The 19,820-nt window shown below is 72.5% G+C and carries 21 protein-coding genes and 1 pseudogene; 3 read left to right on the top strand and 19 right to left on the bottom strand.

Translation table 11 applies throughout. The features are described 5' to 3' along the window. Positions 1-67 precede the first annotated feature (67 nt). The 3 genes from F6X68_RS18055 to F6X68_RS18045 all read right to left on the bottom strand — a co-directional run bounded on the left by F6X68_RS18055 (position 68) and on the right by F6X68_RS18045 (position 1,907). Positions 68-457: an ACT domain-containing protein gene (locus tag F6X68_RS18055; protein WP_121397477.1), complete on the bottom strand. Its 390-nt coding sequence runs from the start codon at positions 455-457 to the stop codon at positions 68-70. A gap of 75 nt (positions 458-532) precedes the next feature. Beyond that, positions 533-991, bottom strand: a complete 459-nt coding sequence (locus F6X68_RS18050) for a hypothetical protein (protein WP_151455392.1) — start codon at positions 989-991, stop codon at positions 533-535. A 175-nt stretch (positions 992-1,166) separates the two neighbouring features. After that, the gene (locus tag F6X68_RS18045) at positions 1,167-1,907 is read right to left on the bottom strand and encodes a hypothetical protein (protein WP_151455391.1); all 741 of its coding nucleotides are present in this window, start codon (positions 1,905-1,907) and stop codon (positions 1,167-1,169) included. Positions 1,908-2,070: 163 nt separating this feature from the next. On the opposite strand from F6X68_RS18045, the gene F6X68_RS18040 reads away from it, so the two are divergent. Further along, entirely contained in the window at positions 2,071-3,306 is a 1,236-nt protein-coding gene (locus F6X68_RS18040) for an arginine deiminase (protein WP_151455390.1), read from the top strand. 91 nt (positions 3,307-3,397) lie between these two features. On the opposite strand, the gene F6X68_RS18035 is transcribed toward F6X68_RS18040, so the two are convergent. The 16 genes from F6X68_RS18035 to F6X68_RS17960 all read right to left on the bottom strand — a co-directional run bounded on the left by F6X68_RS18035 (position 3,398) and on the right by F6X68_RS17960 (position 18,941). Next, positions 3,398-4,282, bottom strand: a complete 885-nt coding sequence (locus F6X68_RS18035) for a DUF5926 family protein (RefSeq protein ID WP_151455389.1) — start codon at positions 4,280-4,282, stop codon at positions 3,398-3,400. Positions 4,283-4,341: 59 nt separating this feature from the next. Continuing rightward, positions 4,342-4,758, bottom strand: coding sequence for an ATP-binding protein (locus tag F6X68_RS18030; protein WP_370518961.1), 417 nt, complete (start codon positions 4,756-4,758; stop codon positions 4,342-4,344). Positions 4,759-4,827: 69 nt separating this feature from the next. Further along, complete coding sequence (locus F6X68_RS18025) at positions 4,828-6,285, bottom strand: ATP-binding protein (protein ID WP_151455387.1); 1,458 nt, start codon at positions 6,283-6,285, stop codon at positions 4,828-4,830. 73 nt (positions 6,286-6,358) lie between these two features. Beyond that, entirely contained in the window at positions 6,359-7,150 is a 792-nt protein-coding gene (locus F6X68_RS18020) for a glycerophosphodiester phosphodiesterase family protein (protein WP_151455386.1), read from the bottom strand. 10 nt (positions 7,151-7,160) lie between these two features. Then, positions 7,161-7,496, bottom strand: a complete 336-nt coding sequence (locus F6X68_RS18015) for a rhodanese-like domain-containing protein (RefSeq protein ID WP_151455385.1) — start codon at positions 7,494-7,496, stop codon at positions 7,161-7,163. 53 nt (positions 7,497-7,549) lie between these two features. Next, positions 7,550-8,488, bottom strand: a complete 939-nt coding sequence (locus F6X68_RS18010) for an LCP family protein (protein WP_151455384.1) — start codon at positions 8,486-8,488, stop codon at positions 7,550-7,552. 221 nt (positions 8,489-8,709) lie between these two features. Beyond that, complete coding sequence (locus F6X68_RS18005; protein ID WP_151455383.1) at positions 8,710-9,924, bottom strand: LCP family protein; 1,215 nt, start codon at positions 9,922-9,924, stop codon at positions 8,710-8,712. Between the two features lie 232 nt (positions 9,925-10,156). Next, positions 10,157-11,395 (bottom strand): LCP family protein, encoded by a 1,239-nt coding sequence (locus F6X68_RS18000; RefSeq protein WP_151455382.1) that lies wholly within the window; start codon positions 11,393-11,395, stop codon positions 10,157-10,159. A 75-nt stretch (positions 11,396-11,470) separates the two neighbouring features. Then, positions 11,471-12,448, bottom strand: coding sequence for a UDP-glucuronic acid decarboxylase family protein (locus F6X68_RS17995; protein WP_151455381.1), 978 nt, complete (start codon positions 12,446-12,448; stop codon positions 11,471-11,473). Between the two features lie 103 nt (positions 12,449-12,551). Further along, positions 12,552-14,225, bottom strand: a complete 1,674-nt coding sequence (locus F6X68_RS17990) for a cation acetate symporter (RefSeq protein WP_151455380.1) — start codon at positions 14,223-14,225, stop codon at positions 12,552-12,554. After that, a complete protein-coding gene (locus F6X68_RS17985; RefSeq protein WP_151455379.1) occupies positions 14,203-14,574 on the bottom strand; it encodes a DUF485 domain-containing protein in 372 nt (123 codons plus the stop codon). The genes F6X68_RS17990 and F6X68_RS17985 overlap by 23 nt, the downstream gene beginning before the upstream one ends. A 210-nt stretch (positions 14,575-14,784) precedes the next feature. After that, positions 14,785-15,348 (bottom strand): flavin reductase family protein, encoded by a 564-nt coding sequence (locus tag F6X68_RS17980; RefSeq protein ID WP_370518962.1) that lies wholly within the window; start codon positions 15,346-15,348, stop codon positions 14,785-14,787. A 99-nt stretch (positions 15,349-15,447) separates the two neighbouring features. Beyond that, complete coding sequence (locus tag F6X68_RS17975) at positions 15,448-15,855, bottom strand: hypothetical protein (protein WP_151455377.1); 408 nt, start codon at positions 15,853-15,855, stop codon at positions 15,448-15,450. A 118-nt stretch (positions 15,856-15,973) separates the two neighbouring features. Further along, on the bottom strand, positions 15,974-16,468 hold the full coding sequence (locus F6X68_RS17970; RefSeq protein WP_151455376.1) for an SRPBCC family protein: 495 nt from the start codon (positions 16,466-16,468) through the stop codon (positions 15,974-15,976). A gap of 23 nt (positions 16,469-16,491) precedes the next feature. Next, positions 16,492-18,192 carry an ABC transporter permease gene (locus F6X68_RS17965; protein WP_151455375.1) on the bottom strand — a complete coding sequence of 567 codons (1,701 nt, stop codon included), beginning with the start codon at positions 18,190-18,192 and terminating at the stop codon, positions 16,492-16,494. Further along, positions 18,177-18,941 (bottom strand): ABC transporter ATP-binding protein, encoded by a 765-nt coding sequence (locus F6X68_RS17960; protein WP_151455374.1) that lies wholly within the window; start codon positions 18,939-18,941, stop codon positions 18,177-18,179. Before F6X68_RS17960 ends, F6X68_RS17965 begins: the two co-directional genes overlap by 16 nt. Before the next feature lie 180 nt (positions 18,942-19,121). Between F6X68_RS17960 and F6X68_RS17955 the strand changes: the two genes are divergently transcribed. Both F6X68_RS17955 and F6X68_RS17950 read left to right on the top strand, forming a co-directional pair. Beyond that, on the top strand, positions 19,122-19,622 hold the full coding sequence (locus F6X68_RS17955) for a SigE family RNA polymerase sigma factor (protein WP_151455373.1): 501 nt from the start codon (positions 19,122-19,124) through the stop codon (positions 19,620-19,622). Next, positions 19,615-19,820: pseudogene (locus F6X68_RS17950) on the top strand (hypothetical protein); the annotation flags it as partial. The gene F6X68_RS17955 and the pseudogene F6X68_RS17950, both read left to right, overlap by 8 nt.

Genomic DNA, 19,820 nt, shown 5'->3' with positions numbered 1-19,820 from the left:
ATCGGGGAGCGTCACTGCGGCCGGGAGGCCGAGCCCATCCTAGGAGGAACCGGCGGGCGGGTGAAGATCAGCCGAGGACGCGATGGCCGGCACGCTCCAGCGCGGCGGTCGCCTCGCGGAGCCGCACGGCGGGAACCAGCAGGTAGTCGGTGTCGTAGGTGGAGAAGGCGACCACGCTGACCCGGGCTGCGGCGAGAGGGTCCACCAGCGCGGCGAGGGTGCCGCTGACCGCCAGGTCGAGCGGTTCGGCGACCCGCAGGCAGCGCCAGGCGGTCTCGCCGACGGCCTGCTCGGGCGCCCGGTCGGCGGGGCAGATCAGCGAAATCCCGTCGGCCGTCCAGCTCACCGTGACGACGTCGCCGTTGCTCAACCCGCCCGACAACTCGGGCGGCAGGGCGGAGCCGGCGGCCAGGCGGCACACGGCGTACTTCCCCGGCAGCAGAGCGATATCGAGCATGAGGGCACCTTACGGCCTCGGTGCGGGCCCGCCCCAGATTCGCCGCGTGCGGCGAACGCCACATCCCGCCGCTGGTCAGACCGGGGAGAAGAACGTGAGCGAACCGGCGACCGTCCCGCTGGTGAACACCGGGGTGGAGATCGCGTCGACGGTCGAGTCCGGCGAGTCGGTCGACGCGGCCTGGACCCGGAGCAGCCCTCGGGCCAGGCGCCCGGAGGAGAGCGCCAGCAGCGGCGGGATCTTGTCGATCTCGGGCTCGGTCAGCTCGCAGCGGTTGGCGGTGAAGTCGAGCAGCCGTAGCCCGCCGTCGAGCAGCGGCAGCCCGGTCACGTCCTCCGGGTCGCCCAGGAAGAGCAGCTCGCAGCCGGCGACGGAGACGGCGACGACCCTCGTCCCGGCGTCGATGAGCAGGCACGGCTCGTCGGCGTGGGAGACGGTCGACGACCACCGACCGAGGTTGTCGAACTCCTGCCCTGTCGGTGTTCCTGCCGCCGGCACGAACACGTCAGAGAGCGAGAGTTCGACGTGGGCCACCGCGCCTCCTATGTACACCGACGGTCCGTCCACGCTAGCCGGTCGTCGCGGGTGACGCCGACCGCGCGTGGTCGCCGGGCCGCCGGTGGGTGAGGGATGCCCTGACCAGACGGCCGGCGACGGCGCGACCGACGGGTGCCGACCGGCACCCGGGTGCGTGGCGTCGCCGGTGACGTTACCGTCGGTTGGCCGGCTTGTCAGCGGCCGTTCGGCCGCCCTCGTACCACCGGTAGTCCGCGGCCGGCCGGTACGCGCCGTTCACCCAGGTCTCCGGGTGCTGCGCGACCCGCGAGAGCTTCTCGGCCGTGGCCGGACTGATCCGGCTGCCCCCGGCGATGAGCAGGCGGTCCAGCTCGCGGTGGGTGGCCATGAGGCAGTCCTTCGGCAGGCCGTAGACGCTGATGACGCCGGAGCCGACGAAGGTCAGCACCGGCGTCACCGGGATCGGCAGTCCCACGGCGTCGGAGAGGGCCTTGCTGGCCCGCTTGGCGTCGCGGCGGGCCTCGGCCACGTAGGGCGGGCGCTTGCCGTTGATCTGGACCACGTCGCCGGCCACCAGCACCCGGGCCCGGCCGTGGTCGGCGATGGTGACCGCGAAGAGCCCGCTCGGCCCGATGGCGAGGAAGCCGGCGCGTTCGTCGCGCTCGTGGTCGAGCAGGAGATCGGCGGCGTCCGTGCGGGGCCACTCGATGACGTGCCACGCGGGCCCGAGATGGTCGAGCCGGCCGAGCGCCCGTGCCCCGGCCGCCTCCAGCCGCCGGGCGCCCCGCTCCGCCCTGCGGCGGCGGGCCCACTCCAACGGGGACGGACGGACGGGTGCGAGCACCCCCGGGGACTCCACGCGGGGGTGTGGCACCGCCGCGGGCGGCAGTGCCCGGGCGGACGGTACGGCTTGACGAGCGGGAAAGACAGTCATCGCGACCTCCGGCAAAAGGTCCCTCGAAGTTATGTCCTCACTACCCTACGTTGCCAGTCCCCTGTGTCGGCAAGTTGGAACGCCGGAGTGAGTGTGGATGAATGCCATATTCATCCACCCCTGTTTTATCGGATGCCGCCAAACCCTGCCCTACGCTGCGAGGGTGACCCACTACGTGGACAGCGAAGTCGGTCGGCTCGGGACGGTGCTGCTGCACCGCCCCGGTCCTGAGTTGGCCCGGCTCACCCCCCGGAACAACGACTCGCTCCTCTTCGACGCCATCCCATGGGTCGGACGGGCCCAGGAGGAGCACGACGCCTTCGCCGCCGCCCTGCGCGAGCGCGGCGTCGAGGTGCTCTACCTTGCCACCCTCCTCGCCGAGACGCTCGCCGTCGCCGACGCGCGGGCCGAGCTCACCGGGGAGGTGCTCCGTTCGCCCAGGCTCGGCGACTCGCTGCGCGCCCGGGTCGCCGACCACCTCGCGTACCTCGATCCCGTCGCGCTCGCCGACGTGCTCATCGCCGGGCTGGCCCACGAGGAGCTCCGGGTCAGCCGGGAGCGCCCGGGCGGCCTCGTCTACACCCTGATGGACCGGCACGACTTCGTCATCGACCCGCTGCCCAACCTGCTGTTCACCCGGGACTCCTCGTTCTGGGTCGGCGACCGGGTCGGGGTGACCAGCCTGGCGATGCCGGCGCGGCGACGGGAGACCACGCTGACCGACGCCATCTACCGGCACCATCCGCGCTTCGCCGGCACCGAGCTCGTCTACCAGCCCGGCCTGGAGCACCTGGAGGGCGGCGACGTGCTGCTGCTCGCGCCGGGGGTGCTGGCCGTGGGGGTGGGCGAGCGGACCACGCCCGCCGGCGCGGAACGCCTCGCCCGGCAGGTCTTCGCCGCCGGGCTCGCGCACACCATCCTCGTCGTCCCGATCGCCCAGGAACGGGCGACCATGCACCTCGACACCGTCTGCACGATGGTGGACGTCGACGCCGTGCTGATGTACCCGAACATCGCCCACACGCTGTCGGCGTACACGGTGATCGCCGGGGCGGACGGTGAGGACCCGCGGGTGGACGGCCCGGCGCCGTTCCTGCGGGCCGCCGCCGACGCGATGGACCTGCCCCAGCTCCGGGTCATCGACACCGGCCTGGACCCGGTGACCGCGGAACGCGAGCAGTGGGACGACGGCAACAACACCCTGGCCATCGCGCCCCGGCTCTGCGTGGGCTACGAGCGCAACACGGAGACCAACGCGCAGCTGGAGCGGGCCGGCATCGAGGTGATTCCGATCGCCAGCTCAGAGCTGGGCTCGGGCCGGGGCGGACCACGCTGCATGTCCTGCCCGCTGGTCCGCGAGCCGCTGGGCGCACCGGGGGAAGGAAGGGCCCCTTCCTGACGTGTCCGGTCCAGGAGGTCCCATTCTCACATCGCAGCCGCCGCGCGAGGCGGCTGCGATGTGAGGGCGGAGGGTGAGCGGGGCGTCCGGCTCAGCGCAGGGTGAGTTGGCGGCCGAGCAGGCCGTGGCGGGCCCGCCGGCCGGCGGCGTCCAGGGGGGTGGGCTCGGCGAGCGCCTCCGCGTAGCGCTTGGCGAAGTCGGCGACCGGCTGCTCCCAGTCGGCGGCCGGGACGTCCTCCGGCAGGTCCCAGACGGGCACCAGCCGGCCGTGGGCCCGGAACATGCCCGCGAAGCGGGTGTTCTCGCCGAGCACCAGCGTGCCGGCGACGCTCAGCCGGGACAGCGCGTCCAGCGCGGCGTCCTCGTCGTCGGGCAGCACCCAGCGCACGTGGGCCTTCTCCGGCACCTGGCACCAGTACGCGGCCCGGGCGGCGGCGAGCCGTACGGTGGGGTAGATCGCGGCGTTCGCCCGCTCCAGGGACGCCTGCACGTTCGGGTCGTCGCCGGCCCCCGGGTCGAGCCAGAACTCGAACCCGTCGTGCATGCCGACCTCCAGCGGGCCGTCGGCGAGGACGTCCTGCAACCGGGGGCCGGGGCCGGGCAGCGGCGGCACGGGCACCGGGCGGCCCGGCTCGGCCCGCAGCGCGCAGAGCAGCGCCTCGGCCAGGTCCCGGGAGACGTCGCCCGACTGGAGGTGACGCTGGAGCCCGATGAGGACCCGCCCGTCCGGCTTGGTCATGGCCGGGGTGGCCATCGGCAGCACGGTGGCCAGGGTGACCTCCCGGTCGCCGAACTCCTCGACCAGGGCGGGGGCCAGCCGCAGCGGCGCGGAGGCGGCCGGCACCAGTTCCCGCAGGGCGATCCACTCCGGCTCGTCGGTCAGCCCCTCGAACGGTCGGGGCACGAAGATGTCCCGTACCTTCTCCCGCTTGGGGGTGGCTTCGGCGGCCCGCTGGCTCTTTCGACGCTTGCTCACGGCGAGACAGCCTAGAGGCCCCGGCGGCCCGGCGGGGCGGGACCCGCCCTCGCGGTCGGTCAGCCGGCCACGGCAAGGTCCGACCGGGTGACGTCGGCAGGGTCGAACTCGGCCCACACGCTCTGGCCCAGGCCGTCCCGCTCGACGCCCCAGCGGTCGGCCAGCCCCGAGATGATGTGCAGCCCCCGGCCGTCGACGGCGTCGGTGTCGGCGATCCGCATCGTGGGGCCCGCGGCGGCGCCGCCGTCGGTCACCCGGAGCTGCACCTGCTGGCCGCCGGACGAGTCGCGCAGCCGCCAGGCCACCCGGACCACTCCGCCGGGCAGCGGGTCGGCGTGCCGGACCGCGTTGCCGACCAGTTCGGCGAGGACCGCGACGAGGTCGGCCAGGAGCGGCGGGGGTACGACGTCGGCCAGCTCCTCGGCGAGGCGTCGCCGCGCCACCCGCGCCCCAGCGGCGTGGTGGGGGACCACCACGCACCATGCCCGATCGGCAGCTCCCGTCGACACCTTCGTCCCTTTCACGCCCCCGTTGCCCGTCGCCGGTCACCCGCGGGGCAGCCGCACCTCTGCGACCGTACCGCCACCGGCCCTCGGCCGTAGGGATACCCATCCATTCTGCTGTTCAACGATCCGACGGACGAGATAGAGGCCGAGTCCGGCCCCGGCGTAGCGGCGGCGGTCGCCCGACTCGCCCTGCCAGAACCGGTCGAAGGCCCGCTCCACGTGCTCCGGCCGGATGCCGATGCCCTGGTCGCGTACCTGGAAGGAGACCGTCGACCCGTCCGCGTCGGCGGTGATCTCGATGAGCGAGCCGGGCGGGGAGTACTTGCCGGCGTTCGTGCACAGCTCCGTGAGCACGGTGGCGAGGCTCAGCCGGTGGCCGAGCGCCTTGGGCAGGTCCGCGGGGAGGCGGAGGACGAGCCGTTGCCGCAGCTCCGCCGGGAGGTCGACCGCCGCCGCGCGCAGCGCGTCACCGAGGTCGTACGGGGCGGGAGGCTGGTCGCCCGGCCCCGCCTCGGCGGCGGAGGAGAGCAGCCGGTCCACCAGCCGGGCCAGCTCGTTGGCGCGTTGCCCGATCACGCGGGCGGCCTGCCGCCGGTCGGTCTCGGTGAGCGACTCCCAGTGGTCGGTGAGCGTGTCCGCATAGCCCTTGATCACGGTCACCGGCGTACGCAGCTCGTGGCTGGTCACCGCCACGAAGAGATCACGGTCGTGGTCGCGGCGCTGCTGGTCGGTGATGTCCCGGAAGGTGACCACCCGCAGGGTGCCGGGGCCGGGCAGCTCCCCGGAGGTGATCGTGAGCCAGCGGCCGTCCGGCATCCGGTGGTCACGCACCTGCCCGGACGGGGGCAGCGGGAAGGGCAACGGCTGGTTGAGCGCCTGGGCCACGGAACGGCCGGTGACCCGGGCGGCGGCCGGATTCCAGAGCCGGACGTGGTTGTCCCGGTCGACCACGGCCAGGCCGTCCGCCAGCGCCGCCACCACCGGCCCGTCGCCGTGCACGGGCAGCCCGGTCTGGTCGCCGTACATGTGGGCGATGCAGGAGGCCAGGTAGCCCGCGACGGCGTGCTGCTCGGCGTCGGGCGGGTCGTCGCCGTCGGGGTAGAGCACGTGCAGGCTGCCGACCGTCAGCCCGCCGATCTCCGCGCGGGAGACCACCATCCGGAGCAGGCCCCGTTCGGCGAGTTCGGCGCAGAGCCTGCCGGTCAGCTCGTCCGTGCGGACCTGGCGCACCCGCGCGCCGGAGAGCAGGCAGACGGTGGCTGGGTCGTCGGCCGGCACGGGGTGGCCGACGGCCCACTCGGCGGCGCCGGTCGCGGCGATCACCCGGCCGCCGGTCGGCGCGAACTCGACGAACGCCGTGCCCGCCGCGCCGAGCGCCGACCGGGCCACGCGGAGCAGGTGGGTGAGCACCGGAAGGCCGGTGCCGCCCGAGTTGATCATTTCGATCACCGTGGTGTGGCCGGCGATGAGAGCGGAGAGGTCGGTGCGCTCCGGCATCCTCCGAGTGTGCCCCGCCGGCCAGTCCGGGGACACCCCTGCCCGACCGGGCCTCCGCGCGCTGCCACCCCGGTCAGCGGCCCAGGCTGGCCAGCGTGTGCGCCGGCCGGTCGGTGATGATGCCGTCCACCCCGGCGGCCAGGACGAGGTCCAGGTCCGCCGGCTCGTTCACGGTCCACACGAAGACCTGGTTGCCCGCCGCCCGTAGGGCGGGCACCAACTGCGGGCGGGCACGCACCAGGGCGACGCCGGGGCCGGCGATCCGGATGCCGAACGGCAGCCGCCCCAGCCGCACCCAGCGCGGCAGCACATCCAGCAGCAGCACCGTGGGCAGCGCGGGGGCCAGCCCCCGGACCCGGCGTACGGCCAGCGGCGAGAACGACATGACGGTGACCCGTACCGGATCGTCCGGTTTCGGCTCGGCCAGGCCGTATCTCCGCAGCATCGCGACGAGCCGGCGCTCGACGTTTCCGCCGTGGCGGGAGGGGTGCTTGGTCTCCACCAGTAGCCGCACCGGCCTGCCCGCGGCCAGCACCGCGTCCAGCAGCCGCTCCAGGGTCAGCAGCCGCGTGTGCGACTCGTCGAGCACCTCGTCGCCGTCGGCGGGCGCGCAGCCGGGGTGCCAGGAGCCGAAGTCCAGCGCCTCCAGCTCCGCGAGGGTACGGGCGCTGACCAGTCCCTGGCCGTTGCTGGTGCGGTCGAGCCGGCGGTCGTGCACGCAGACCAGGTGGCCGTCCCGGGTCAGCCGGACGTCGCACTCCAGCCCGTCCGCGCCCTCGTCGAGGGCCCGCAGGTAGGCCGCGAGGGTGTGCTCGGGCAGGTCGTGGGAGGAACCGCGGTGCGCGAAGACGAGAGGGGCGTCCATCCCGATCGTCCTAGAGGACCCGGCCCGGCTGCCCGTCCTCGCGGACCACTCCTCGCCCGGCGGCGGCCCACTCGCCCATCCCGCCCTCGACGTTGCGCACCTGGTCCCACCCGTTGCGCATCAGGTAGGCGACGACCTGCGCGGAGCGCCCGCCGGAGCGGCAGATGACGGCGACGTCGCAATCGGTCGGCACCTCGGCGATCCGGGCCGGCAGCTCCATCATCGGCAGGTGGTGTGCGCCGGGAGCGTGGCCGGCGTTCCACTCGTCGTCCTCCCGGACGTCGAGCAGGTACGCGTCGTCGGCGATCTCGGTCACGGTCACGGTGGGAACCTGGGATCCGAACACGGGCCAAGCCTAGATCCTCGCCCGGGCGGCCGGCGGCGGGCCGCCCCCGGGCGTCACAGCCGGGTGACCCACCGCGGGTTGGCGCGCGCCCAGTCCGGCACGCGGGTGCCGCGTACCGCCTCGAAGAGGCCGTTCCCGCCGTTGTCGAGCACCACGTACGACACCTGGTCGATGGTCTGGGGGTGGGAGGGGACCTGCACGCCGCGCAGCGCGTCCGCCGGCAGGTCGCGCAGCGCGAGGACCAGGTCCTCCAGCCGTACGCCGTTGGTGTCCACGGTCAACGAGCCGCCCACGGCGCGGATCACCTGGTCCAGCTTGACCGGGTTGGTCCGCAGCGACGTCTCGCTCGTGCGCTCCAGCACCGCCCGGAGCAGTTGCTGCTGGTGGGTCTGCCGGTCGTAGTCGCCCCCCGGCAGGTCGTAGCGCTGGCGGACGTAGTCCAGCGCCTGGCCGCCGTCCATCTGCTGGCAGCCGGGCGCGAAGACGCGGTCGGTGTGGATCGAGCGGACCTCGGTGTCCACGCACATGCGTACGCCGCCGAGCAGGTCGATGACCTTGCGGAAGCCGGAGAAGTCGATCAGGGCCGCGCCGTCGAAGCGGATGCCGGTCAACCGGGACAGGGTGGCCGAGAGCAGGCGGGTGCCCGGCTGGCCGCCGCCGCCGTGCTCGTACGCCGCATTGATCTTGTCCTGGCCGCCGCCGTAGCCGTTGCCGGCGGGGATGGCCACGAGCAGGTCCCGGGGGACGGAGACCAGGTACGCCTCGCGCCCGCCGGCGGGGACGTGCACGATGAGGATGGTGTCCGAGCGTCGGTCCGCCGCGCTGCCGCTCTGCCAGCGGTCGGTTCCCACCAGCAGGTAGTTCAGCGGCCCGTCGGGGTCGGTGCGCTTCTGGCGGGCGGTGGGGTCGAGCAGTTGCTCCCGGACGACGCTGCCCTCGTACCGGTCGCTCAGCACCTCCAGGCCCACCACGGCGAGCCCGGCCAGCAGCACCAGGGCCAGGCCCAGGCCGAGCAGCAGCCGGGGCCAGCGGACGCGGGGCGGCCGGGCGGGCCGGGCGTCGGCCCCGACCCGGCCCCGACCGTCGCCCGTCGATCTGGACGTGACGCCTCCCCGCGACCCGTACGTGAATGCTTCTCACGTCAGGCTAGGGGTCGGCCCCGGCCGTCCGGGCCGATTCGCCGACATCGCCCGGCGAACCGACCCGGACGGCGTCACTCGCGGTTCGAGACCACCTCGGGGTTGGCGAAGACGAACTCGGCCAGCTTGTCCTGCTTCGCCGCGCGGAACATGTCCAGCGTCTGCTCGCTGAGCGTCTCGCGGGTGCCGTCGCTGTGGAAGGTGCCGCCGTTGGTCTTCAGCATCACCAGGTCGTTGCCGGTCACCCCGCGCATGGTGAAGACGAAGTCGGCGACCGGCACGCCGCCGGTGTCGAGGATGAACGCCTTGCCGGCCGCGTCCATCAGCTTGTTCAGCTTGATCGGATTGGTCAGCGTCCCGTCCTCGGTGGCCTTCTTCGCCATCGCCTTGATCAGCTGCTGCTGGTTCTGCTGCCGGTCGTAGTCGCCGTTCTTGAGGCTCTTGCGCTGCCGGGAGTAGTCCAGCGCCGCCCAGCCCTCCATCTCGCGGCAGCCCTTCTTGTGTAACACGGGCGTCCGCTGCTTGCCGGTCTTCTTCGCGTCGGCGTTCCACATCGGCTTGCCGTCCACGTACGACATGTGGATCGACTCGACCTCCTGCTTGACGCAGATGCGGACCGTGCCGAGGGCGTCGATGACGTTCTTGAATCCGCCGAAGTTGATGATCGCCGCGCCGTCGAAGCTGATCCCGGTCATCTTCTTGATCGTCTGCGCCATCAGCTGGGCGCCGCCCTCCCAGCCGCCGCCGTTGCCGGCGCCCGCCTGGAACGCCGCGTTGATCTTGTCGACGCCGCCCTTGTAGCCGCTCGGCTTGAAGGCCGGGATCTGGGCCTCGGTGTCCCGGGGGATCGAGATCAGGTACGCCTGGTCGTGCGTCGCCGGGATGTGCAGCACGATGATGCTGTCGGCCCGCACGTTGTCGGCGGCCCACCGCTCCCGGGCGTCCACGCCGAGCAGCAGCATGTCGATCGGGCCGTCCAGGCTGGCGCCACCCTCGGCGTCGGTCTTGCCCGCGTCGCCGAGCAGGTTGCGCTGGGCGATGTTGCCGGTGGCGCTGCTGATCAGCGCCTTGCTGCCGACGATGGCCGCACCGCTGGCGACCATCAGCACGGCGCCGAAGATCAGGGTGAGCCGGGCCCAGAGCGGATCCTTGCGGCGTGACCGCTTCTTCGCGGACCCGCCACCGGGCTTGCCGCCCTTGACGGGCGGCTTCGGGATGCTCGTGGAGGCCCGGACCGGGCCACGGGGGGACTCCAGCGCCGGAGGGCGACGGCTGGTCTGAACCGGCATGCGTGCTCCAGCTCGCGTTGTCAGGGGGGCGGGATCACTTTACGGACGCTTTCCCGTCCTGGCGAGGTCGTCCGACCGTCAAATACCGTTCGTACGGCCGTCATCCAGGAGAACTGACCGAACGGACAGATCGATACGGCTGGTCGGCGGTTGGCTCACAGGAAGCGGTCGGCCGGCCCTCCGAATCGTGATGACGTTCGTCGATCACGGGAGGGCCGGCCGGCGGAGCTGGTCAGTTTCCGGTGCCGTCCTTCTTCTTCTGGTTGGCCTCGACCCATGCCGTCATGGTGTCGGCCGACATCGCCTTGTACATGGTCAGCGCCTTCTCCTTGTCCGACACCACCACCGACTCACCGTCGATGGTCTGGCTGCCGACGTGCGGGCTGGTCACGAAGGTGAGGTTCTCGCCGCGCAGGTTGCGGAACTGGACCCCCATGTCGACAAGCGAGAAGCCCTGGTCGACGGTGACCGCGGCGGTGACCGACTTGAGGAAGTCGTTCAGCTTCTTCGGATTGGTCAGCGTGCCCGTGCTCGCCGCCTTGTCCATCAGGGCGCGGAGGAACTCCTGCTGGTGCCGCATCCGGGCGAAGTCGCCGTCCGGGAACTGCTTGCGCTGCCGGATCCAGTCCAGCGCCTCGGCGCCGTCCATGTGGTTGGTGCCCTTGGTGAACGTCCGGTACGGCTTGTGGATCGAGGTGACGGTCCGCTCGACCTTCAGGTCGACGCCGCCGAGGGCGTCGGTGACCTGCTTGAAGCCGGCGAAGTCGATCGCCATCACGTGGTCGAGCCGCACGTCGGTGAAGCACTCCACCGTCCGGACGGCCAGCGGCAGCCCGCCGAAGGCGAAGGCGGCGTTGATCTTCCCCCGCTGCCCGCTGCCGCAGTCGGCGTTGGCGCCCTCCGGGATCGGCACGTAGAGGTCACGGGGGATGGAGACCAGGTAGGCCTTCTGGTGGTCCGACGGGATGTGCATCACGATGATCGTGTCGGCCCGCCACTTGCTGGACTTGTCCACCGGGGCGTCCGGGTCCCGGGAGTCGCTGCCCACCAGCAGGATGTTCAGGGCGCCGTCCACTGCCTTGGCCGGGCGGCCCCCCGTGATCTCCGAGAACGGGTCGGTGCGGGCCAGGTCGTCGTCGAGGCCGCGGGCGTAGAACCAGGCGCCCACCCCGCCGAGCAGCGCGAGCACCAGCACGGCCACGCCGGCCACCAGGGCGATCCGGCCCCAACGGGGGCGGACGCCGCCCCGGCCGGGCCGGTCCGGTCCGGCCGGTCCGCCTGGCCCGGCCGGTCCGCCCGGACCCGCGGGACCGCCCGGGCCGCCGGCCCGTGGCTCGTCCGCTGCCGGGGACCAGCGGGCCTCGGCCGGCCGGGCGCGTCCGGCGTCCCGGCCGGGGCCGGGCACCGAGGCGCGCCCGGCGCTGCGGTGCAGATGCGGGAGTGGAACTCCGGCGGGCATGGTCGCTGACATGTAACTCAGGGTACGTACGCGTAGCCACTGTCGCCCTGTGGCGCCGCCGACGTGTGCGCCGGCGGCGGGCGTTCGCTAGACCATCCGCTCGCGGAAGTACTCGATGGTGCGGCGGAGGCCGTCCTCGGGCGCCACGGTCGGCTCGTATCCGAGCAGCTCGCGGGCGAGGGTCAGGTCCGGGCGGCGCATCTCCGGATCGTCGGCGCTGCGGGTGATGTAGGTCACCTCGGAGCTGCTCCCGGTGAGCGCCACGATCGTCTCGGCCAGCTGCCGCATGCTCATCTCGTGCTCGGTGCCGCAGTTGATCGGCCCCGTCTCGCGGGAGTCGAGGAGCAGCAGGATGCCGTGCACCAGGTCGGACACGTAGCAGATCGAACGGGTCTGGTTGCCGGTGCCGTGCACGGTGATCGGCTCGCCGCGCAGCGCCTGGGAGATGAAGGTCGGGATGGCCCGGCCGTCGTCCGGGCGCATCCGCGGGCCGTACGTGTTGAAGATCCGGACGATGGCCGTGTCGAGCCCCCGGCTCCGGTGGTAGGCCATGGTGGCCGCCTCGGAGAAGCGCTTCGCCTCGTCGTAGACGCTGCGGATGCCGATCGGGTTGACGTTGCCCCAGTACGACTCGGGCTGCGGGTGCTCCTTCGGGTCCCCGTACGCCTCGGAGGTGGAGGCCATCAGGAAGCGGGCGCCGTCGGCGACCGCGCGCTCCAGCAGGTGCAGGGTGGCCACCGAGCCGACGCGGAGGATCTCCACCGGCAGCTTCTCGAAGTCGGTCGGGCTCGCCGGCGAGGCCATGTGCAGGATGGCGTCGAACCGCTCGGCCATCGCCGGGTGGTGGGTCGGCAGGCCGTCGGAGATGTCGGCCTCGACCAGGGTGAAGTTCGGCTCGTCCAGCAGGTGGGCGACGTTCTCCTTCGACCCGGTGATGAAGTTGTCGAGCGCGACCACGGTGCAGCCGCGAGCGATCAGGGAGTCCACCAGGTGCGACGGTACGAAGCCGGCGCCGCCCGTGACGAGGATGCGGTGACCGGGTCCGAAGCGGGCAACAGCGTTCATGCCGGTCAGCCTACCCACTGTCCCGAGTCGCCCTGACGCAAGGAAGGGTCCCTCGTCGCCCGGCGACGACGAGGGACCCTGCCCCGCATCTGTGGGAGGCCCGTCAGTGGGCGCCGGCGCCGGTGACGGAACGCACCTCCAGCTCCGCGTACTTCTCCTCGTCGTGCTCCTTGGAGATCACGGTGCCGATCCACCCGCACAGGAAACCGAACGGGATGGACAGGATGCCCGGGTTGGACAGCGGGAACCACTGCCAGTCGTGCTCGGGGAACATCGAGGTGGGCGCGCCGGAGACCACCGGCGAGAAGAACACCAGCAGGACGGCGGAGAGCAGGCCGCCGTAGATGGCCCACACCGCGCCCGAGGTGTTGAACCGCCGCCAGAACAGGCTGTAGAGGATCGCCGGCAGGTTGCCGGAGGCGGCCACCGCGAACGCCAACGCCACCAGGAAGGCCACGTTCAGGTTTTGCGCGTAGATCGACAGCACGATCGAGATCGCGCCGATCACCAGGGCGGAGACCCGGGCGACCCTGACCTCCTGCCGCTCGGACGCCTTACCGTCCTTGATCACGTTGGCGTAGAAGTCGTGCGCGAGGCTGGACGAGGAGGCCAGGGTCAGGCCGGCCACCACGGCCAGGATCGTGGCGAAGGCGACCGCCGCGATGACCGCGAGCAGGGTCGCCCCGCCGAGATCGCCGCCGAAGAATTCGATGCCGAGCGCCTCGGCGAGCTGCGGCGCGGCCGTGTTGCCGGCCTTGTCCTGCGCGGTGATCGCCTCGCTGCCGACCAGCGCCGCCGCGCCGAAGCCGAGGGCCAGGGTGAGCAGGTAGAAGGTGCCGATGATGCCGATCGCCCAGAGCACGCTCTTGCGGGCCGTCTTCGCCGTCGGCACGGTGTAGAAGCGGATCAGGATGTGCGGCAGGCCGGCGGTGCCGAGCACCAGCGCGATGCCGAGCGACAGCAGGTCCATCTTGTTGTAGAAGGTCTGCGTCGCGTCGCCGGCCACCTCGACCCCGTAGCGCAACCCCGGTCCGAGGAGCGCGTCGCCCTTGCCGGAGGAGGCCGCGGCGGCACCGAGCAGCTCCGACAGGTTGAAGTTGTACTTCGCCAGCACCAGCACCGTCATGATCGTCGCGCCGCCCATCAGCAGGAACGCCTTGACGATCTGCACGTAGGTGGTGCCCTTCATGCCGCCCACCGTGACGTAGACGATCATGAGCGCGCCGACCATGATGATGGTGGCGACCTTGGCGGTGTCGGCGTCCATGCCGAGGAACGTCGTACCCGGTTTGATGCCGAGCAGCAGGGCGACCAGCGCGCCCGCGCCGACCATCTGCGCCAGCAGGTAGAAGATCGACACCGTGATGGTGGAGACGGCCGCGGCGGTCCGCACCGGGCGCTGGCGCATCCGGAAGGCCAGCACGTCGGCCATCGTGTACCGGCCGGAGTTGCGCAGCAGCTCCGCGACCAGCAGCAGCGCCACCAGCCAGGCGACCAGGAAGCCGATGGAATAGAGGAAGCCGTCGTAGCCGTAGAGGGCGATCATGCCGGCGATGCCGAGGAACGAGGCGGCCGACATGTAGTCGCCGCCGATGGCCATGCCGTTCTGGAAACCGGAGAAGGACCGGCCACCGGCGTAGAAGTCGGTGGCGGTCTTGGTCTGCCGGCTGGCCCAGATGGTGATGGCCAGGGTCACCGCCACGAAGACCAGGAAGAGCGTGATGGTGAGGTTGCGGGCGGTGGTGCTGCCCGCCTCAGCCGCGAGGACCGTGTTCATTGCCCACCTCCCCCATCTCGGCGCGGATCCGGTCGGCGACCGGGTCGATCTTCCGGTCGGCGAACCGGGAGTAGAGCCAGGCGATGAGGAAGGTCGAGACGAACTGGAGCAGGCCGAAGACGAGGGCGATGTTGATGTTGCTGCCGAAGAGCTTCGTGCCCATGAAGTCCCGCGCGTACGCGGACAGGATGACGTAGAGCGCGTACCACAGGAAGAACGCGACGGTCATCGGGAAGATGAAGCCGCGCAGCGTGCGCCGCAACCCGGCGAACTCGTCCGACCGCTGCACGGCCAGGTACCGGTCCGCCGCCGAGGTCGACGGCGTGGACGCGGGTGTGTCCGTGGACATTCGTGGATCACCACCTTCACAGGCGTGGGGAGTTTCGCGCACGGTAGAAAGCGGGCTCCCCGCCACGGAAGGGCGAGATCGACGCCGGTCGGCGGCTGCGCCGAACGGCACGGTGGCTGCGCCGAGTGACGCAGCTCACTCCGTTCACCGGTCGTCGGTGTGGCCCCGGGTGGGCCGGACGGTCGCCGTTGACGCCGCCGGTGGCGGTCGTCAGGTCAGCTCGCGGTAGCGGCCCCGGTAGTGCAGCAGCGGGTCCGCCTCCCCGGTCAGCTCCACGGTCTCGATGGTGGCCTCCACCAGCAGGCCCCAGCCGTACTCGCGGGCCGAGTCGAGCCGGCACCCCGCCCAGCCGCCGGCGTCGGCCGGCACCGGGCCGTAGGGGGTGTCGGTCCAGGTGCCGGTGGCGAACAGGCCGCCGGGGGACGGGAAGAGGCCCGCGAACCGGTCGGCGAGCTGCCGGTGCGCCGGGCTCAGCGGGGCCACCGCGAAGCGGCCGGCGGACTCGACCGCCGCCCACAGGTCGGACTCCGGGTCGACCAGGCCGAGCAGTCGGTCCGGCTCACCCTCCGCGACCAGCGTGGAAGAGACCGTCAGGCCCGCCGGCTCGGGCGCCGTCCAGAGCGTCACCGGCGACGCCAGCCGACCCCGCAGCCGGCGTACGGGCGAGCGTTGGTCGGCGGGCACGGCGAACGGGTCGATGTGGTGGATCTCGGCGCCCGGCTCATGATTCACGTGAAACATTGTGCGGCCTGCCCCGCCCCGACGGGCCCGGATGCGGCCCCTGGCGTCGACAGACGGCGCGCCGCCGCTGTTGCCGGCGCGTCGGTGATGCGGTGCGGTGAGTGCCCGCCCTCGCGGCCCCACGTCACCAGATCACATGATCTCAGCGGGCTTGATGTGCAGGTTCAGCAGCATGTCCTCGAAGGCCTCGGGGCCGAATCGCGCCGCCACTATGTGCACCGGTGAACAGACCATGTCCAGTGTCGCGACGCCCACGGGGCGCCTCTCGACGCCGGTCACCACCAGGGTCGTCCCCCGTACGGTGACGTCCTCGATCGTGACGTCGTAGCCCAGCACGGGGCGGGTCCCCACCGAGAGCATGATGACCGTCTCACGTGCGAGGTCCACCAGCGGCGGTGGCGGGACAGGCTGCACTCCCCGATTGACCGATGCCCAGTGCTGCGCCCACGACCCTGATCGCCGGATCAGAAACAGGCCGTAACTCGAGCCGGCACCGGATGCCTGCCCGTGGTACAGGGTGCGGAAGTTCGCGCGGCTCACCCGCTGACCCTACCGGCACCGACCCTCGGTGCAGCCGTCGAGATCTTGGACGTTCTGCGCCCCTCCAGGGGCCGTTCCCTGCCAAGATCTCGGCAGGGTGCGCGTACCGCTGGAGTGGTCAGTCGTCGGCGGTCAGTGACCGGCGGGCGGCGGCCAGCACCTCCGGGTCGGTGCAGCCGGCGGCGTACCCGGCGATCCGGCGGCGGATGTCGCGGCCGAGCAGCCAGGAGCCGATCCGGTCCGCGACCGGGCGCAGGAACGCGGGCCGGCAGCGGAAGCTGTACCGCCAGGTGGCGATGGCGTGGCCGGGCTCCGGGGCCGGCGCGAACCGCCACCCACCGGCGAACATCTCGAAGAACCACGGCCCACGCACCATCTTCATCCCGACGTGACTCGGCGGGGCCCAGGAGACGTACTCGCTGACCATCGTCAGGCCGTGCCGGGACCGGGTGAAGGTCCGTACCCCCTTGCCGGGCCGGGTCGCCCCGTCGGTGAAGTGCTGCTCACGCACGAACGGGTCCCACCGGTAGCGCACGGGCGCGGTGGTCTGGGAGACCGCGAAGGCCAGCTCGGGCGAGACCGGCACGGTCACCACCGCTTCGACGACGGGCATCAGGCCATTGTCCTGTTCGATCGTCAGCGGCGCGGGGTGACCGTGGCGAGCAGTTCCGGCATCCGGCGGTCCAGCACGTCGCCGGCCAGGTACGCGCCGAGCAGCGCCGCCCCCAGGCCGTACGCGGCCCCGAGCGGCAGGGCCAGCCAGAGCCAGACGTCGCCGAGCAGCCCGGCGGCCACCACCATCGGCACCGCCGCCACCGCGGTGGCGAGCATCGCCAGCAGGGTGAGGAAGCTCTTCGCGATCCCGGCACCGGTGTTCAGCGCGAACGGGTTGCTCGTCTCCGGCAGCGAGTACGCCCCGAGCACCGAGACGAAGCAGTTCACCGCCAGCCCCGCGCCGTACGTGCCGAACAGCGTGCCCGCCATCAGCCCGATCCAGCCGGGCTCGCCGATGACCACCGCGACGACCACGGAGATCACCGCCAGCATCGGCAGGACGTAGAGCGAGAACGCGGCCATCCGGGCGCGCAGCTCCTGCTGGCCGGAGACGCCCGCGACCACGTTCGCCGCGTACGCGCTGCCGTCGAAGCCGAACTGGTTGGCCAGGGTGACGGCGGCGAGCAGCCCGACGAAGAGCATCGACAGGCTGGACAGCACCGGGGACGAGTCGAGACTGGCGTTGAACCCCTCGGCGCTGTCGATGGAGAAGCCCGAGCCACCCACGTTGACCATGACCGGCACGAAGAGACCGACGACCGCGACGGTGATCAGGTTGGCCCGGCGTCGGGCGTCCCGCCACCAGTAGCGGGCCTCCCGGGCGACGAGGGCGCCGAACCGGTCCCGCCGGGCCCAGCCGACGGCCCTCGGGAAGAGCTGGGCGACCGCTCCACCGGTCGCGCCGCGCTGGGGGCGGGCCGGCCCGGCACTGGCCGTGCCCACCATCGCGGACTCGATCGAGCGGGACCACCAGGCCAGCAGCGCGACGATCGTCGCCGCCGTGATCAGCAGCTTCACCGGCGCGGCCCAGGGGCGGCCCTCGGCCACGTCGATGCCGGCCGTCCAGGGCGCGCCGAACGGGGTCCAGCCGACCACCTCGGCCACCCCGTCGAGGCGGTCCCAGTCGGCGTCGGAGAGGGCGGCGACGCCCAGGAGCTGCAACGGCCCGAGCAGCGCGGCGAGGACGGCGAGCAGCACGGCGGCCAGGTCACGGACCCGGCGGGACCGCAGCGCCGTGGCGAAGGCGCTGGTCACCGCCCGGGCCGCCGCGACGCAGAGCAGCAGCCCGGCGACCACCCCGACGAGGGCGACCGCGGCGGCCGACCAGCCGCCTAGCGCTCCGGCGGTGACCACCAGCCCGCACAGGGCCAGCAGCACCGAGATCGTGGGGACGCTGACGAAGGCGGCGGCGAAGAGCCCGGTGACGAGCGTGCGGCGGGGCAGCGGCAGCAGCGCGAACCGGGCCGGGTCCAGCGTCTCGTCCACCCCGAAGAAGACCAGCGGCAACAGCAGCCAGCCGAGCACCGTCAGGCCACCGCCGAAGGCGGCCACCATCAGCGCCCAGCGGCTCTCGTCGGCCAGGCCGGGCGCGGCGAAGAGGAAGAAGCCGGTGCCGGCGAACCAGAGCCCGGCCACCGCGCCGCCCACGAAGAGGGCGACCCGCCAGCCCTGACCCCGGAAGTTGTTGCCCATCACCCGCAGCTTGAGCCGGACGAAGTGCCGGGCGGAGACCTTCCGGACGGGCTGGGCGGAGACGGTCGGTTCGGTCACCGCGACAGCCACGCCAACTCCTCGCCGGTCGCCGTACGGCCGCCGACCACCTCGACGAAGACCTGCTCCAGCGAGCGGCCGCCGCGCACCTCGTCGATGGGACCGACCCGCTTGATGGTGCCCGCCGCCAGGATCGCCACGTGCGAGCAGAGCCGCTCGACGACCTCCATCACGTGGCTGGAGAAGACGACGGTGCCGCCCCCGGTCACGTACCGGTGCAGGATGTCCCGGATCAGCGCGGCCGACACCGGGTCGACCGCCTCGAAGGGCTCGTCCAGCACCAGCAGCCGGGGCCCGTGCAGCAACGCACAGGCCAGCCCGATCTTCTTCTTCATGCCCGCCGAGTAGTCGACCACCAGGGTCCGGCCGGCGTCGCCGAGCGCGAGCACGTCCAGCAGCTCCGCCGCCCGCTGGTCGACCACCGCCGGGTCCATCCCCCGCAGCAGACCGTGGTACGCGAGCAGCTCCGCGCCGCTGAGCCGGTCGAAGAGCCGTACGCCGTCGGGCATCACGCCGAGCAGCTGCTTCGCCTGCACCGGGTCGGCCCAGACGTCGTGACCGAGCACCCGGGCGTCGCCGGCGTCCGGTCGGAGCAGCCCGACCGCCATCGACAGGGTGGTGGTCTTCCCCGCGCCGTTCGGGCCGAGCAGGCCGTAGAAGGAGCCGGCCGGCACGTCGAGGTCGACACCGGCGACGGCGACCTTGCCGTCGAAGTGTTTCGCCAGGCCACGCAGGGAGAGCGCCGGGTGCTCAGCAGTCATGCGTCGACCGTATCCGGCCGCGACCAGCGGCTGCTCCGGCCGCAGGATGATCCCCGGTCATCCCCGAGTCGGACCCGGGCTCCCCCACCGGCGGAGCGTCGACCGCCGGCACCGGACCCGCTGCAACCCGTCGCCCCGCTGCGGGGTGACCAGAGGGCAGGATCGCGACGGGGAGGGACATTGCAACCGGACGACGGCTTCGAGGAGTTCTACCGCACCACCAGACACCGGATCGTCACCGTGCTGTACGCGCTGAGCGGCGACCTCGGCGAGGCGCAGGACGCGGCCCAGGAGGCGTACGTGCGGGCCTGGCAGCGCTGGCGCCTGGTCGGCGGGTACGGCGACCCCGAGGCGTGGGTCCGCACCGTGGGCTACCGGCTCCTCGTCAACCGGTGGCGCAAGATCCGTAACGGGATCACCGCCTACCGCCGGCACGGTCCGGTCCCCACGGTCGGGCCACCCTCGGAGAACACGGTCGCCCTGGTGGCGGCGCTGCGGCAGTTACCGGCGGAACAGCGGCAGGCGATCGTCCTGCACCACCTGGCCGACCTCTCGGTCGCCGACATCGCGACGCAGACGAACACCCCGACCGGCACCGTGAAGGCCCGCCTCGCCCGGGGTCGCAAGGCTCTCGCCGCCCTGCTCGACACCACCCTCCCCGAGGAGGTCAGCAATGCCTGATCAACCCTTCACCGACCTGTACCGCGACACCGAGAACCTGACCTGGGCGCCGGTCGAGCAGGTCCGCCGGCGCGGCCGGCAGCGCACCCTGCGTACCCGGGCCGCGGCGACCCTGTCGACGGTCGTGGCCGTGGCCGCGGTCGCCACCGGCGCGGCGGTCCTCGCCGACGGTCGGGACGCGACACCGCCTCTCCCGCC

Source organism: Micromonospora sp. AMSO12t, from assembly GCF_008806585.1.
Taxonomy (GTDB): Bacteria; Actinomycetota; Actinomycetes; order Mycobacteriales; family Micromonosporaceae; genus Micromonospora; species Micromonospora reichwaldensis.
The sequence above is the reverse complement of the archived record's forward strand: the minus strand, read 5'-3'. Positions and strand labels throughout refer to the sequence as shown.